This window comes from Caballeronia sp. J97 (assembly GCF_905220305.1).
Lineage (GTDB): Bacteria > Pseudomonadota > Gammaproteobacteria > Burkholderiales > Burkholderiaceae > Caballeronia.
In genome coordinates this window covers 24388-40199 of sequence record NZ_CAJMZL010000034.1, presented here as the reverse complement: position 1 = coordinate 40199, position 15812 = coordinate 24388, and the positions used below count along the sequence as shown (strand labels likewise).

Here is a 15812-nt window from a genome sequence, read left to right as displayed (position 1 = left end):
GTCAAGAGACATCCCTCGCTTCGGCGGGGGATTTTTTTATGAAGGGAGCGAAGCCAGCGCCGCTGCCGTCTCCTCGACGACCTCGCGCCATAGCCCCGGCGCGCGCTGGCGCACGAGCCGCGCTTTGGGATACCACGCGCTCTCCGCCGTGTCGACGCTCCAGCGCCAGTCGGCGGCGAAGGGCAGCATCACCCAGACCGGCGTGCCGAGCGCGCCTGCGAGGTGCGCGACGGACGTGTCCACCGATACGACCGCGTCCAGACGATCGACGATCGCGCCCGTATCGGCGAAGTTCTCGAGGCGATCTTCCAGCAAGTGAATCGATTTCGCGTTCGGATGCGCACGCAGCACGTCGCGCTCGCGGCCGGTGAGAAACGGTTGCAGCACGATCCAGTCGATGCCCTCCAGCGCGAACAACGGCGCGAGTTCGGCGACGGGCACCGATCGTGTTTCGCCGGGCTGCATCCGTCCGGACCACGCGACGCCGATTTTGCGCCGCGCCTGGCCGGCGATCGACCCGCGCCACTTGCGCCGGTAGTCGGCGGGCACGACGAGATAGGGCGCACGCGCCGGAATCGCATCGAGCGAAGTCATGCCGAGCGCGAGCGGCAGGCTGAGCAGCGGGCAGAACATATCTGCCTTCACCGGGACGCCATCCGCCTTGCTCTTCAGTTCGACGCGCGCGGCATGCGCGGCCGGCGCGAGCAGCGGCACGAGCGCGGGTTGCACCTCGAGCACCAGCTTGCCGACGCGCTTCGCCGCGAACGGCACGAAGCGCGCGAACTGCAAGGTGTCCCCGAATCCCTGCTCGGCGCGCACGATCAGCGTGCGTCCGGGCATCGGCTCGCCGTTCCAGCGGGGCAAGCGCGGCGCGGGTTCGCTGCCGGGCGTCTGCAGACGCCATTCGTAGGCCGGGAGACCGCGCGCGTAATCGCCGGTCGTGAGCAGCGCGAGCGCGCGATTCAGCTGCGCCGCGGGCATCGAAGGATCGATGCGCAAGGCTTCGTCGAACGCGCGCAGCGCCGCGCGATGCGCGCCGAGCGCGAGATGCGTGTTGCCGAGGCAGAGCCACGCGACGCCGTATTTCGGATCGAGCCCGACCGCGCGCTCGAAGTGCGGCACGGCTTCATGGTGGCGGCCGAGCTTCGAGAGCGCGTGACCGAGCCCGAAATACCCCGGCGCGAAGTGCGGATGCAAGGCGACGGCCTTGTGCAGCACGGGCAGCGCGTCTTCGGGATGGCCGTTCGCATCGAGCAGATTGCCGAGATTGAAGTGCGCGGCGACGTAGTTCGGCTCGGCGTCGAGCGCGGCGCGAAAGTGCGCGATCGCGCCGAGCGTATCGCCGAGCGCATTGAGCGCCATGCCAAGATTGTTGTGCGCGCCGGCGTGCCGCGGGCGCAGCGCGAGCGCGCGCTTGAACGCGTGAGCGGCGTCCTTGAAACGCTGCAGCGCCGAAAGCGAATTGCCGAAGTTGTTCCACGCCGCCGGGTCGTTCGGCTGCAGGCGCAGCGCCTTTTCGAACGCATCGGCGGCATCTTCGTGACGGCCGGCCGCCGTGTAGGCATTGCCGAGGTTGTACTGCGCGAGCGGAAAACCCGGCGCGAGCGTGAGCGCGTTGCGAAAGCGCTCGATCGCGTCGTCGAGGCGGCCGAGCGCCTTCAGCGCATTGCCGAGATTGAGTTGCAGGCCGGCATCGGTCGGGCGCAGGTCGACGGCGCGGCGCACGAGCTCGGCCGCCTCCGCGTGCTGCCCCTGTTGGTGGCGCAGCACGCCGAGGTAATGCAAAGCGTCGACGTGTTGGGGTTCGGCGGCGAGCGCGGCCTGATAGTCGCGCTCCGCGTCGGTCAGGCGACCGTCACGATGGGCCGCGAAACCGCGGGCGAATACGGTGTCCATGACGGGGAGAAACTTCTGTCCCGGAAAAGCAAACCCCGCATTTTCCCACACCGGCGAGCGCGACCCGCCAAAGCGGGATTGACATGTTGCGGTGATGGTACTTAACATATGAACACTTATTCATATGTTATCGATATCCGTGCCTTCCGATTCGCTTTCCACCGCCGGCCCGATCACGCACGATGACCGCGTCGTGCCGCTCGCAGACCTGTTCCGCCTGCTCGGCGACCCGACGCGCCTGCGCATCGTGCTCGCGTGCGTCGAACAGAAACGCGCGGTCGGGGCGATCGCGGAGCTGCTCGGGCTGTCGGCATCGCTGGTGAGCCATCATCTGCGGCTCCTGCGCGCGGCGCGGATCGTACGGGCCGAACGCCAGGGCAAGCAGGTGTTCTACGTGGCGGCGGATCGCCACATCAGCGCGATGCTGGGCGAGTTGCTGGAACACGTCGCCGAGCCGCAGGCCGACGCCACGGATATCGAATGAACCTCACCGAAAGACGAGCACGATGAGCACGCATCAGCACGAAGAACACGAACATCACGACGGACACGCTCATGGCCATGAGCACGGCCATTCGCACGATCATGGACATGGCCATCACCACCATCACCACGCGCCGCAGGAAGGGCAGGGCCGAACGTTCGCGCTCGCGGTCGGCCTGAACGTGCTGATCGTGGTCGTGCAGGCCGTCTACGGCTTTCTCGCGCATTCGACCGCGCTGCTCGCCGATGCCGGCCACAATCTCTCCGACGTGCTCGGCCTGCTGCTCGCGTGGGCCGCCGTTTGGCTCGGCAAGCGCGAACCGAACGCGCGCTACACGTTCGGCCTCGGCAGTTCGTCGATCCTGGCGTCGCTCGCCAATGCCGCACTCCTGCTTTTCGCGTGCGGCGCGATCGTGCTCGAGGCGATCCAGCGTCTCCTCAATCCGGCGCCGGTCGCGGGCTTCGACGTGTTCGTCGTCGCGACGCTCGGCATGATCGTGAACGGCTTCTCCGCGTGGCTCTTCATGCGCGGCAGCAAGGACGACCTCAACGTGCGGGGCGCCTTCCTGCACATGGCCGCCGATGCCGCCATCTCCGCCGCCGTCGCGGTGAGCGGCCTGATCATCATGTTCACGGGCGCGAGCTGGCTCGATCCGGTGATGAGCCTGATCGTCGTGTCGGTGATCGTCTACGGCACCTGGGGACTCGGGCGCGACGCGATGCGCCTCGCGATGGCCGCCGTCCCGCCTTCGGTCGACATGTCGCGTATCGAGCTGTATCTGAAGCAGCTTCCTGGCGTGCGCGACGTGCACGACCTGCATGTCTGGGCGCTTTCGACGACCGAAAACGCGCTCACCGTGCATCTCGTGATGCCCGAAGGCCATCCCGGCGATGCGTTCGTGCAGGGTGTCGTCACGACATTGCGCCGCGACTACGCGATGCATCACGCGACCGTGCAGGTGGAGTTCGGCGAGGCCTGCCATGCCTGCGTCCTCAGCGAACGGGGGCACGCGCACTGAGCGCGAGCGTGCCGCACCGAAAGCGGACATGGCGGGCGTACACTAGACGGCGTGACGTTCCGGGGAGGACTGCATGTTCGCGCCAAAGCTGAATCCGAACGACAAGCTGGACGTGGCGCCCGTTCTGATCGTCGGCGCCGGCCCGACGGGCCTCGCCGCCGCAATGGGGCTCGCGCGCGCACACATCCCGGTCCGGCTCGTCGACAAGGCGCGCGAGCCGTCGCCGCATTCACGCGCGATCGGCATTCAGGCGCGCACGCTCGAGCTCTTCGAGCAGCATCGCGTCGTCAAGCCGTTTCTCGAGCTCGGCCATCGCGCGCGCGTCGCGAATCTCTATTCGAACGGGCAGCGCCTCGCGCGCCTCGACTTCGATCCCTTGCAGACGCGTTATCCGTATCTGCTTTTCCTCGAGCAATCGCAGACCGAACGCCTGCTCGCCGATCATCTGGCGGGCTATCACGTCGACGTCGAGCGCGGCGTCGAAGTGGTCGACCTCTCGCAAGGCTCCGCCGGTTTGCAGGCGACGCTGCGCCATCCGAACGGACGCGACGAATTGTTGCGGCCTTCGTATCTGATCGCCGCGGACGGTGCGCACAGCTTCGTGCGGCGCCGGCTAGGCATCGGTTTCGACGGCAAGACTTTCGATCAAACGTATCTGCTCGCCGATCTCCAGGCGGACTCCGACTGGCCCGACGACGAGTTCCACATCTTCGCTTCGGGCGAAGGCCTCGCCGCGCTCTTCCCGATGGGCGGCGATCGCGCGCGCCTGATCGCGGATCTGCCGGCGCCCGTCGCGAGTGCGGTCGACGCAGCCAGCGGGAAGACCGGTCCGTCGCTCGACGAATGCCGCGCGCTCGTGGAGCGGCGCGTGCATCACAAGATCGCGCTGTCGAACCTGACGTGGTCGTCGTACTTCCACCTGAATAGCCGCATGGTCGACAAGTTGCGCGTGGAGCGCGTCTTTCTCGCCGGCGATTCGGCGCATGTGCATAGTCCCGCCGGCGCGCAGGGCATGAACACCGGCATTCAGGAAGCGTTCAATCTCGGCTGGAAGATCGCGCGCATGCTCGCGGGCGGCGCGCCGGAGCGGCTGCTCGACAGCTATCACACGGAACGGCATCCGATCGAGCGCGACGTGCTGCGGCAAACCAGCATGCTCACGCAGATGGCCGGCGCCGAGCACGGCCCGATGAAGCTGATGCGCGAGCACGTGATGCCCGCGCTCGCCGCCATCGGCCCGCTGCGCGACGCGATGCGGCGCACGGTGAGCGAGCTGTCGATCAACTATCGGAAGAGCCCGCTCACGCTGGAGCGGCTGCTCGACGGCGGCCCGCGCGCGGGCGAGCGCGCACCCGATGCGCGCGTGCATGTCGTCGACGGCCCGCTCGGGCGCCTGCCGGGCGTCGGCTGTCTCTACGACCTGCACGATCCCGGCTGCTTTTCGCTCTTTCTGCTCGTGAATCCGTCGGGCGAGGACGACATCGCGCTCGCGCCCGCGACCATCACCGTCGCGCACGCGATGCGCGACCCCGACCTCGACGGGCTCGCGACGTCCATCGAAGCGATCCTGCCGAACGCGGTGCGCGTGTGGCGCATCACCGATACACGCGGCGAGGGCGCGAATTCGCTCACCGACAACTACGGCCGCACGCGCCCCGCGTTCTATCTCGTGCGTCCCGATGGCTATATCGCCGCGCGCGGGCGAGCGCCATCGGATGTGCATGCGCTGCTGCGTCACTGCGAAATCTGGTTCGGCGCGCAGGAGACGAGCACCGAGCGGCAACCGGAACGCGAATACCGCGAAGACTAAAAAGCCCTGCGGCGCAGGGCTTGGGTCGAGGGCGATGAACGGCGCTTCAGGCTGGCGCCGTTTTCGGCTGAAGGTCGGCCTTGTGCAGGCTGAGCGCCTCCCGCACGATCGGCTCCATCGACGCGCTCGCTTCCGGATTGTCGAGCGCGGCGAGAATCGCGAGCCGCATGCGCGGTTCCCAGAAGCGGTGGATATGCTCCGCGACGCCATCGACGGCCTCGGCGCGGTCCGGCATCGAATCGAAGAATTCGCCGATGCGGTTCGCCATTTCGATCAGGTTATCGACGTCCATTCGTTATTTCCCTGAAGTGGTCGGCGCGACGTCGCGCATGTTCATCAACTCGAGTTGCTGCGTGTTGAAGCGCGAGTAGTCCTTCTGCCATTGCGACGGCTGCTCGACCGGCATCACCTGCACCGCCGTCACCTTGTACTCCGGACAGTTGGTCGCCCAGTCGGAGGAGTCCGTCGTGATGACGTTCGCGCCCGACTCGGGGAAGTGGAACGTCGTATAGACGACGCCCGGCTGCATGCGCTCGGAGATCTTCGCGCGCAACACGGTCTGCCCCGCGCGCGACTCGATGCCGACCCAGTCGTCCATCTTGATGCCGCGATCCTCCGCGTCGACCGGATGGATCTCCAGGCGATCCTCGTCGTGCCATTGCGAGTTTTCGGTACGACGTGTCTGCGCGCCGACGTTGTACTGCGACAGGATGCGCCCGGTCGTGAGCAGCAGCGGATATTTGCGCGTGACCTTCTCCGGCGTCGCGACGAACTTGGTGATGACGAAGCGTCCCTTGCCGCGCACGAACTCGTCGATGTGCATCGTCGGCGTGCCGTCGGGCGCCTTCTCGTTGCACGGCCACTGGATGCTGCCGAGCTCGTCGAGACGCTCATACGAGACGCCGTGGAAGGTCGGCGTGAGACGCGCGATCTCGTCCATGATCTCCGACGGGTTCGCGTAGTTCATCTCATAGCCGAGCGCGCGCGAGAGCTTGATCGTCACTTCCCAGTCGGAGTAGCCCGGGAGCGGCGGCATGACCTTGCGTACGCGCGAGATGCGGCGCTCGGCGTTCGTGAAGGTGCCGTCCTTTTCGAGGAAGGTCGAGCCGGGCAACAGCACATGCGCGTACTTCGCGGTTTCGTTCAGGAAGATGTCCTGCACGACGATGCATTCCATCGACGACAACGCATCGGCCACATGCTGCGTGTTCGGGTCCGACTGGACGATGTCCTCGCCCTGGCAGTAGAGGCCCATGAAGGTGCCGTGCATCGCGGCATCGAACATGTTCGGGATGCGCAGGCCCGGCTCCGGCTGAAGCTGCACGTCCCACGCTTCCTCGAAGAGGGCGCGCGTGGCGGCATCGCTGATATGCCGATAGCCCGGCAGTTCGTGCGGGAACGAGCCCATGTCGCACGAGCCCTGCACGTTGTTCTGACCGCGCAGCGGATTCACGCCGACGCCTTCGCGGCCGACGTTGCCCGTCGCCATCGCGAGGTTCGCGATGCCCATCACCGTCGTCGAACCTTGCGCGTGTTCGGTGACGCCGAGGCCGTAGTAGATCGCGCCGTTGCCGCCGGTCGCGTACACGCGCGCGGCTTCGCGGACCTGGCCGGCGGGCACGCCGGTGATGCTTTCCATCGCTTCGGGCGAGTTTTCTTCCTTCGCGACGAAATCGCGCCATTGGCCGAATGCGCGTTCGTCGCAGCGCTCGGCGATGAAGGCTTCGCTCAGCAGGCCTTCGGTGACGATGACGTGCGCGAGCGAATTGACCATCGCGACGTTGGTGCCCGGGCGCAATTGCAGGTGATACTGGGCCTTCACGTGCGGCGTGTCGACGATATCGATGCGGCGCGGATCGATCACGATCAGCTTCGCGCCTTCACGCACGCGACGCTTCAGGCGCGAGCCGAAGACCGGGTGGCCGTCTGTCGGGTTCGCGCCCATCACGACGATCACATCCGACTGCTCGACCGACGCGAACGTCTGCGTGCCGGCGGATTCGCCGAGCGTCGTCTTCAGGCCGTAACCCGTCGGCGAATGGCAGACGCGCGCGCACGTGTCGACGTTGTTGTTGCCGAAGGCCGCGCGCACGAGCTTCTGCACGAGATACGTCTCTTCGTTCGTGCAACGCGACGACGTGATGCCGCCGATCGAATCGCGCCCGTACTTGTCCTGAATCCGGCGGAACTCGCTTGCCGCGTAGTTGATCGCTTCTTCCCACGACACTTCGCGCCACGGATCGGTGATCTTCGCGCGGATCATCGGCTTCTGGATGCGGTCCTTGTGCGTCGCGTAACCCCATGCGAAGCGGCCCTTCACGCACGCGTGACCTTCGTTGGCCTGACCGTTCTTGTTCGGCGTCATGCGCACGACCGTGTTGCCCTTCATCTCGGCCTTGAGCGAGCAGCCGACGCCGCAATAAGCGCACGTCGTGATCGCCGAATGTTCGGCCTGGCCGAGCATGATGACGCTCTTTTCCTGCAGCGTCGCGGTCGGGCACGCGGCGACGCACGCGCCGCACGACACGCATTCCGACTCCATGAACGGCACGTTTTCGCTCGCCGCGACGCGCGACTCGAAGCCGCGTCCGGCGATGGTCAGCGCGAACGTGCCTTGCGTTTCCTCGCACGCGCGCACGCATCGGTTGCAGACGATGCACTTCGACGGATCGTAGGTGAAGTACGGATTCGACTCGTCCTTCTTGTCCTTGAGATGGTTCGCGCCTTCATAGCCGTAACGCACTTCGCGCAGGCCGACGACGCCCGCCATGTCCTGCAGTTCGCAATCGCCGTTGGCGGGGCAGGTGAGGCAGTCGAGCGGGTGATCGGAGATATAGAGCTCCATCACGTTCTTGCGCAGCGACTGCAGCTTGTCGGTTTGCGTGCGCACTTTCATGCCCGCTTCGACGGGCGTCGTGCACGATGCCGGATAACCGCGCTTGCCTTCGATCTCGACGAGGCACAGGCGGCAGGAACCCCACGGTTCGAGCGAATCGGTGGCGCAGAGCTTCGGCACGTTCACGCCGGCTTCGATGGCCGCGCGCATCACGGAAGTGCCGGCCGGCACCGTGACCGGCTGACCGTCGATTTCGAGCGTCACGTCGATATCGGCGTGACGCAGCGGGGTGCCGTAGTCGGTTTCGTCGAGCGGGTCGCGGCGCTGAACCGACGCCGCGCTCTTGCACGCGCAATTGCCGGAGCCGCAGCCGTTGATGGTGTTGGACATGATCGTCTCCTTGTTCTATGCCGCTTTTTGCGCGGGCTTGGCGCCCAAGCCGAAATCTTCCGGGAAGTGATCGAGCGCGGACATCACCGGGAACGGCGTCATGCCGCCCATCGCGCAGAGCGAGCCGGACACCATCGTGTCGCACAGTTCGCGCAGCAATGTGATCTGCTTCACGGACGTATCGCCTTCGCGGATCTTCGCGATGACTTCCTCGCCGCGCGTCGAGCCGATGCGGCACGGCGTGCACTTCCCGCACGATTCGAGCGCGCAGAAGTGCATCGCGTATTGCGCGAGTTCGGCGAGGTTCGATGTGTCGTCGTGAACGACGAGCCCGCCGTGGCCGACCACCGCGCCGACCTTCGCATATTCCTCGTAATCGAGCGGAATGTCCCACTGGCTCTCCGGCAGATAGGTGCCGAGCGGGCCGCCCACTTGCACCGCGCGCGCGGGACGTCCGCTCGCCGTGCCGTCGCCGTAGGTGTAGATCAGTTCGCGCAAGGTCACGCCGAACGCGAGCTCGACGAGTCCGCCCTGCTTCACGTTGCCCGCGATCTGGAAGGGCAGCGTGCCGCGCGAACGACCCATGCCGAAGTCGCGATAAAAGGCCGCGCCCTTCGCGAAGATGATCGGCACCGTCGCGAGCGTGATGACGTTGTTGATGACCGTGGGCTTGCCGTACAGACCGGTGAGCGCCGGCACCGGCGGCTTCGCGCGCACGATGCCGCGCTTGCCTTCGAGCGATTCGAGCAGCGCGGTTTCCTCGCCGCAGACATAGGCGCCCGCGCCCTTCGCGACATACAGATCGAACGCGTGCGACGTGCCGAGCACGCTCGCGCCGAGCCAGCCCGCGTCGCGTGCGCGATCGATCGCCTGGTTCAGCATGGCGATCGAATGCGGGTACTCGCTGCGCACGTAGATGTAGCCCTTGGTGGCGCCGACCGCCACGCCCGCGATGATCATGCCTTCGATCAGCATGTACGGATCGCTTTCCATCACGAGGCGGTCCGAGAAGGTTCCGGAGTCACCCTCGTCCGCATTGCATACGATGTACTTCTGGTCCGCCAGCGCGCCGCGCACGGTCTTCCATTTGATGCCCGCGGGGAATGCCGCGCCGCCGCGGCCGCGCAGTCCGGAATCGAGCAGCGCCTGGCACACGGCGTCGCCGTTCATCTCGAGCACGTTGCGCAGGCCCTGGAGGCCGCCGAGCGCGACGTAGTCGTCGATCGACAGCGGATCGGTGATGCCGATGCGCGCGAAAGTCAGACGCTGCTGGTTCTTGAGATACGGAATCTCGTCGACGACGCCGACGTTCTTCTCGTGCGCACCGCCTTCGTGGAAGCCGGCATCGAAAAGCGAAGCGACGTCCTCGGCTTCGACGTTCGAATAGCCGATGCGTCCATCCGGCGTCTCGACTTCGACGAGCGGTTCGAGATAGAAGAGGCCGCGCGAACCGTTGCGCACGAGTTGCACGTCGAGGCCGCGCTCGCGGGCTTCGCTCACGATGGCCTGAGCGACCGCGTCCGCGCCCAGCGCGAGCGCCGCGGAATCGATGGGAACGTAGATGCGCGTCATGCCGTCACCTCCGCGACTTTCGTTTGCGCAGCGGCATACAGGCGATCGAATTTCGCGGGTGTCACACGCGCGTGCAATTCGCCGTTGATCATCATCGACGGAGACAGTGCGCATTGACCGAGGCAGAACACGGATTCGAGTTCGGTGTCTTCGGCATGACCCGTGTCGAAGCGGCAACCCGTGTGCCCTTCGATGTGGTCCTTCAACGCTTCCGTGCCCATGCTGCGGCATGCTTCCGCGCGGCAGAGCTGCACGGTCACGTGCGCCGGCGGGGCGGAACGGAAGTGATGGTAGTACGTGATCACGCCATGCACTTCGGCGCGCGAGAGCGACAGCGTCTGTGCGAGCGGCGCGATCGTCGTCTCCGGCACATAGCCGACTTCGTCCTGGATGGCATGAAGAATGGTCATCAACGTCGCGCCCTGTACTGCGTGGCGACGCACGAGATCAGCGGATGCAGCGGCGGATAGCTGCGAATGTGTCATGGGCTCCTCCAACACTCGGCATATGTTTTGTTGGTACATATTTGAGGCGATATAATTACGGGTGCCGAGCCGGTAGAAGAACAATAGGCGTCGTGATATATCTTGGCAATAGGAAGGGGGAGTTCATATGGTGGACGTCGAATGCCGGGCCGAACTGGTCTTGCGGGACGCCGATGGCCGGGAAACCAGTCTCAGCGCGGTTGTGCCGCTTTTACAGCTTGTCGCGCAGACGGGCAGCATCGCGAATGCCGCGAGCGCTAAGGGTTTGTCCTATCGGCATGCGTGGGGTTTGTTGCGCGAAATCGAGGCGCGTCTCGGCGGCGCGCTCATCACCAAATCGCGCGGGCGCGGCTCCGTTTTGTCGGAACTGGGCGAGTCGGTATTGCGCGCGCAGCGCGTTTGCGGCGAGCGACTCGAAACGCCTTTGCAAGCCGTGGCGAACGACGTCGCTGTCGAGTTGAACCGGCGTCTGGCGGGCGGCGTCAGCCAGGTGAGGATTCACGCGTCGCACGGTTACGCGGTCGCGGCGCTCGTGCGCGCGCTGGGCGATCAACGCGTGCCGGTCGACATCAAGTATCGCGAGAGCGCCGAAGCGGTGAGCGCGCTCGCGCGCGGCGAGTGCGAGCTGGCGGGCTTCCACTTGCCGATCGGCGAATTCCGTTCGACTTGCGCCGATATTTACCGGCCGCTTCTCGACGGCAACAAGCATCAGCTCATCCGGCTGACGCGCCGCACGCAGGGCCTTTTCCTGCCGAAGGGCAATCCGAAACGGATTTCCGGCTTGCGCGACCTCGCCCGCAGCGATGTGCGCTTCGTCAATCGTCAGCCGGGCTCGGGTACGCGCATGCTGCTCGATCTGTCGTTGCGGCGCGTGGGCGTCGATCCGGACCAGATCAACGGTTATGCGACCACCGAGCTCACGCATTCGGCGATTGCGGCGTTCGTCGCGAGCGGCATGGCCGATCTCGGCTTCGGCGTGCAGCCGGCCGCGCAGCATTTCGCGCTCGATTTCATACCGATCATCGACGAGGATTACTTCTTCGCGTGCGAGCGCGCGCGGCTCGATGAGGCGCGGCTTGCGTCCGTGCTGCGCATCTTGCGCAGCGACGGCTTCACCGACAGCGTCGCTCATCTCGAAGGCTATGATCCGGCGCACTGTGGGGCGCTCGTCGGTATCGACGAAGGTTTGCGCGGCTGAAGTGCGCGCGTGTGGAAATGCCGAAACGCGCCGTAAGAGGGCGGGGTAGACGTAAAACTGCCAGTGACCGCGAATTGGGTTAACCTAACGCTTTGCTGTCGACTTCACCGTTCGAAGCGCGATCTGCTCGCGCAATCTACTGCCATGAAACTCTCGTTGCTCGCGTTTTCGTCCGCCGCGCTCGTCGCTGGCGCGATTTGTCTGGCTCCTGTCGCCTTCGCCCAGAATTCACCGGGCGTGCCGGGCGGCGTGCTGCAGGATCAGTTTCGTTTGAACGAGCATCCGCAGATGCAGTTCGCCGCGTCGGCTCCGTCGGCCAAATATCAGCACGGCGGCAAATCGGCGATGCGTCGCCGTGGCGACGACGGCGATCCCAATGGCTGTAATCTGAAGTGTCCGCAGGACGGTTCGAACTGAGCGCCCTGGTAAGTTCGCCCGGCGTCGTCGAGGCGCCGGCGAAAAAAACCTCGCGCAAGGCGAGGTCAAAGTACTTGGAATGGCATTTTGATTCGCTGCAGGCTTGCCAGCGCGCCAAAGTGCAATGCAAGAATAGGACGAGGACCGATGTCTGAAAATCGGAATTTACTGAGTAATGGACTCGAAGCAGGCAATTGCCGCACGGTAATGTCGATTCTTTGATCATTGACATGTGGCAATCGTATTAGGACCGCTCTGATTCGAACGTATCGTGCCGCCGCTTATTCTTCTTGGCGTAGCGAAGGTTGTCTCTGCCCTTGCTACGTCTCTCAAGGATGTTTTACCCCGCCTCGTGCGGGGTTTTTTTTTGCCCTGCGACGGGCAAAAAAAACCCGCGATGCTTGCGCGATCGCGGGTTTTTGCGGGGTGTTTGGTGGAGGCGGCGGGAATCGAACCCGCGTCCAGAAGCGCTCTACGACCAGTTCTACATACTTAGTTCTGTCATTTGATTTAACCGCAACGACGCGGACGAACACGCTGCGTTACGGCGATTCACTAAATTTTCGACTCGGGCGTCGTGACGCCACCAAAGCTTATCTGACGTATATGACCTCTCGTGGTATTGCTACCCTAACCCGTCAGCGAATTAGTGAGAGGACGGCTAGCCCTTAGGCTGCCAGTGCGAACGTATCGTCGTTTGCAGTTACGTTTTTCCCATTGATTAACGAGGTGACGGGTCCTCGGTATGCCCTGACCGCTTCACAACCCCTGTCGAAACCAGGTCGCCCCCAAAGCGGAACTGGAATTATCCCACGAAAAACCATATGAGGCGAACAGCGCGACTTTCCAGCCGCCGTTTTCACCTCCGCATCTACGCAATGTCCCGCAACAACTGCTGCAGTTCGTCCGGCGAATCGACGACGTGATTCGCGTGCCAGCGGCGCGGTGGAATATCGTCGCCGCAGTAGCCGTATGCGGCCGCCACGGTGATCATGCCCGCCGCGAAGCCGGCTTGCACGTCGCGCAGATCGTCGCCGACATAGACGATGCGCTCCGGCGCGACATCCAGCAACTCGGCTGCGTGCAGCAGCGGGGCAGGGTGCGGCTTCGAGTGCGGTGTCGTGTCGCCGCAAACAAGGCAGCCGGCGCGCATATCGAGTCCGAGCAAGGCGACCAGCGGCGACGCGAACCGCGTCGCCTTGTTCGTGACGATGCCCCAGCGCACGCCGCGCGCGTCGAGCTGATCGAGAATCTCGGCGATGCCCGGAAACAGCGTCGTCTCGATGCACAGGTCGGCCTCGTAATTGGCGAGGAATTCGTCGCGCATCGACGCGAAGTCGTGATGCTCCGGCCCGATCTCGAATGCGCCGCCGAGCAGACCGCGCGCCCCCGCCGACGCGTATGGCCGCAGCGTTTCGAGCGGACGCATTTCGAGGCCACGGTCGTGCCGCATCTTGTTCACCGCGGCGACGAGATCGGGCGCGGTATCCGCGATGGTGCCGTCGAGGTCGAACAGCACGGCCTGACACAGCCCGAGGCCGTCGCCTTCGGCGAGTCGCTGGGGCAGGGGATTCGTGTCTTCCGGAAGGGGCTTCGTATCGATTGTGCCCGTGGACAAGGGATCGTCGTTGGTCATGGCGTCAGGCTTCGCGGCGGCAAGCCATCATGTAGTTGATGCTGGTGTCGTTTGACAGGCCAAAGTGCTTCGAGATCGGCCGATAGGTGATGCCCTTGATGTCAACGGGCAAGAGCGACGCGGCGCGCGCGAAGGTGGCGAGTTCCGACGGCTTGATGAAGCGCGCGTAATCGTGCGTGCCGCGCGGCAACATGCGCGCAATATATTCGGCGCCGATGACGGCGAACAAGTAAGCCTTCGCGTTGCGGTTCAATGTGGAGAAGAACACCCAGCCGCCCGGCTTTACGAGCGCGGCGCACGCGGCGACGGTGCCCGCGGGATTCGGTACGTGCTCGAGCATCTCCATGCAGGTGACGACGTCGTAGGAAGCCGGTTCGCGCGCGGCGAGGGCTTCCGCCGAAATTTCCTCGTATGCGACTTCGACACCGCTTTCCAGACTATGGAGATCGGCGACGCCGAGCGCACTCGACGACAAATCGATGCCCTTCACGTTCGCGCCACGCGTCGCCATCGACTCGGACAAGATCCCGCCACCACAGCCGATGTCGAGAACACGCTTGCTCATCAGATGCGCATGGGCGTCGATCCAGTCGAGTCGCACCGGGTTCAGTTCGTGTAGCGGCTTGAACTCGGCGTTCGGGTCCCACCAGCGATGCGCGAGCTCGCTGAATTTCTGCAGTTCGTGGGGATCGACATTGGTCATGTTCTGAAGTGCCTTGTTTGAGTCGTGAATCGATTAGGACCGAGTATATAGGCGTCGCAATGGGCGGGCAAAAAGCGCAATAGCCAAACGCTACCTGAATCGGCGGCTCATTGAACGAATGCACAAAATGCTTTCGGGCATAAAAAAACCCCCGCCGAAGCGGGGGTTTGATCTGCGGCAATCCAACTCGCGATTACTGCTGCGGCTGACGCGTCGTGCCGACAACTTCGACTTCCACGCGACGATCCGGTGCGAGGCAGGCGATGAGTTGCTTGCGGTTCTTCTGCGTGCAGGAACCCTTCGTGACCGGGTCGCGCTTGCCCTTGCCTTCCGTGTAGATACGGTTGGCTTCGATGCCCTTGCTGACCAGGTAAGCCTTCACAGCTTGCGCACGGCGCAGCGACAGACGATCGTTGTACTTGTCCGAACCGATGCGGTCGGTGTAGCCCGTTGCAACCACGACTTCGAGGTTCAGCGCGCCGATCTTCGATGCGAGATCGTCAAGCTTTTCCTTACCAGCCGGCTTCAGGACTGCCTTGTCGAAGTCGAACAGAGCGTCAGCCTGATAGGTAACCTTCTGGCTCTGGATGGCCGGGGGCGGCGTGACCGGTGCCGGCGGCGTCGGTGCTTGCGCGACCAGCGCGCCATCGCACTTCGCGTTTGCCGTAGCCGGCGTCCAGAATGCGTCGCGCCAGCACAGTTCGTTCGTGCCGTTCATCCACACGTACTCGCCCGTACCGTTCACCCAGTTGTCGTTCACGGCTTGTCGCGAGGCCGGCACGGACTGTGCCGAGGCCGATGCAGCCATAACTGCGGTAGCTGCAATGAACGCGAGCTTTGAAAGTTTATTCATATTTCTCCTCTCGAAATTGAGATTACCGCAGGTTTACTGCGAGCCTGTAGACGAAGACAAGTCATACATTGCTCGAAGTATAACATTCCCTACGGAACAAAACGCGCTGTATAGACTTCGAGCAGTGTCTAAGTTTGTGCGTTGGCATTTTGCCATATCGTTCCCTTGCAACGATAAAAATATCCCCGCACGCTGTACGCCCGCAACCTTATGTGGTGCATGCGCAACAAGAAGGGGACAGGAGGCGGCCAAGGCTGAAGAAGGCGCAAAACGTGCGCACATTACGTGCCTGAGAGCGATTTCCTGCGTGTTTTTATCGCGGGTACTTTTTCGATAAGCAGAATGGCGAGGCGGCATGATAGCCCACCCCGATGACGAAATGACGGAACTCGTTCCCCGCTTTTTGTAAGTAATTGGTACCGCGTTGCGCATTGCGAATTCTGTGCGCGCATTCCGGTTCGAACGCGGGGCCACACTGTATGTATACAGTGGTCATCCGGGCGCGAATGTCGCG

The 15812-nt window shown here is 64.2% G+C and carries 13 protein-coding genes and 1 other RNA gene; 5 read left to right on the top strand and 9 right to left on the bottom strand.

From position 1 onward, the window contains the following. Positions 1–36 precede the first annotated feature (36 nt). Positions 37–1896: a tetratricopeptide repeat protein gene (locus tag U4Y90_RS30375; protein ID WP_321800199.1), complete on the bottom strand. Its 1860-nt coding sequence runs from the start codon at positions 1894–1896 to the stop codon at positions 37–39. A 124-nt stretch (positions 1897–2020) separates the two neighbouring features. On the opposite strand from U4Y90_RS30375, the gene U4Y90_RS30370 reads away from it, so the two are divergent. From U4Y90_RS30370 to U4Y90_RS30360, 3 genes are all read left to right on the top strand, one after another. Beyond that, positions 2021–2380: a metalloregulator ArsR/SmtB family transcription factor gene (locus U4Y90_RS30370; protein ID WP_321800197.1), complete on the top strand. Its 360-nt coding sequence runs from the start codon at positions 2021–2023 to the stop codon at positions 2378–2380. Positions 2381–2402: 22 nt separating this feature from the next. After that, positions 2403–3398: a cation diffusion facilitator family transporter gene (locus tag U4Y90_RS30365; protein WP_321800195.1), complete on the top strand. Its 996-nt coding sequence runs from the start codon at positions 2403–2405 to the stop codon at positions 3396–3398. Positions 3399–3471: 73 nt separating this feature from the next. After that, the gene (locus tag U4Y90_RS30360; protein WP_321800193.1) at positions 3472–5208 is read left to right on the top strand and encodes an FAD-dependent monooxygenase; all 1737 of its coding nucleotides are present in this window, start codon (positions 3472–3474) and stop codon (positions 5206–5208) included. Positions 5209–5254: 46 nt separating this feature from the next. On the opposite strand, the gene U4Y90_RS30355 is transcribed toward U4Y90_RS30360, so the two are convergent. Genes U4Y90_RS30355 through U4Y90_RS30340 form a run of 4 tightly spaced genes read right to left on the bottom strand, consistent with a single transcriptional unit; the run spans position 5255 to position 10491 of the window. Then, on the bottom strand, positions 5255–5500 hold the full coding sequence (locus tag U4Y90_RS30355) for a formate dehydrogenase subunit delta (protein ID WP_321800192.1): 246 nt from the start codon (positions 5498–5500) through the stop codon (positions 5255–5257). 3 nt (positions 5501–5503) lie between these two features. Continuing rightward, positions 5504–8434, bottom strand: coding sequence for a formate dehydrogenase subunit alpha (gene fdhF / locus U4Y90_RS30350; RefSeq protein WP_321800191.1), 2931 nt, complete (start codon positions 8432–8434; stop codon positions 5504–5506). 15 nt (positions 8435–8449) lie between these two features. Continuing rightward, the gene (locus U4Y90_RS30345; RefSeq protein ID WP_321800190.1) at positions 8450–10006 is read right to left on the bottom strand and encodes a formate dehydrogenase beta subunit; all 1557 of its coding nucleotides are present in this window, start codon (positions 10004–10006) and stop codon (positions 8450–8452) included. Then, complete coding sequence (locus tag U4Y90_RS30340) at positions 10003–10491, bottom strand: NAD(P)H-dependent oxidoreductase subunit E (RefSeq protein WP_321800188.1); 489 nt, start codon at positions 10489–10491, stop codon at positions 10003–10005. Before U4Y90_RS30340 ends, U4Y90_RS30345 begins: the two co-directional genes overlap by 4 nt. 127 nt (positions 10492–10618) lie before the next feature. On the opposite strand from U4Y90_RS30340, the gene U4Y90_RS30335 reads away from it, so the two are divergent. Both U4Y90_RS30335 and U4Y90_RS30330 read left to right on the top strand, forming a co-directional pair. Next, positions 10619–11689 carry a substrate-binding domain-containing protein gene (locus U4Y90_RS30335; RefSeq protein WP_321800187.1) on the top strand — a complete coding sequence of 357 codons (1071 nt, stop codon included), beginning with the start codon at positions 10619–10621 and terminating at the stop codon, positions 11687–11689. A 144-nt stretch (positions 11690–11833) separates the two neighbouring features. Continuing rightward, positions 11834–12106 carry a hypothetical protein gene (locus U4Y90_RS30330; protein ID WP_321800185.1) on the top strand — a complete coding sequence of 91 codons (273 nt, stop codon included), beginning with the start codon at positions 11834–11836 and terminating at the stop codon, positions 12104–12106. A gap of 431 nt (positions 12107–12537) precedes the next feature. On the opposite strand, the gene ssrA is transcribed toward U4Y90_RS30330, so the two are convergent. The 4 genes from ssrA to ompA form a co-directional block, all read right to left on the bottom strand. Next, positions 12538–12896, bottom strand: a transfer-messenger RNA (tmRNA) gene (gene ssrA / locus U4Y90_RS30325). Between the two features lie 81 nt (positions 12897–12977). Then, on the bottom strand, positions 12978–13742 hold the full coding sequence (gene gph, locus U4Y90_RS30320; protein ID WP_321800183.1) for a phosphoglycolate phosphatase: 765 nt from the start codon (positions 13740–13742) through the stop codon (positions 12978–12980). 4 nt (positions 13743–13746) lie between these two features. Further along, entirely contained in the window at positions 13747–14445 is a 699-nt protein-coding gene (ubiG, locus tag U4Y90_RS30315) for a bifunctional 2-polyprenyl-6-hydroxyphenol methylase/3-demethylubiquinol 3-O-methyltransferase UbiG (protein WP_321800181.1), read from the bottom strand. Between the two features lie 193 nt (positions 14446–14638). After that, positions 14639–15298: an outer membrane protein OmpA gene (gene ompA, locus U4Y90_RS30310; RefSeq protein ID WP_321800180.1), complete on the bottom strand. Its 660-nt coding sequence runs from the start codon at positions 15296–15298 to the stop codon at positions 14639–14641. Positions 15299–15812: the final 514 nt, after the last annotated feature.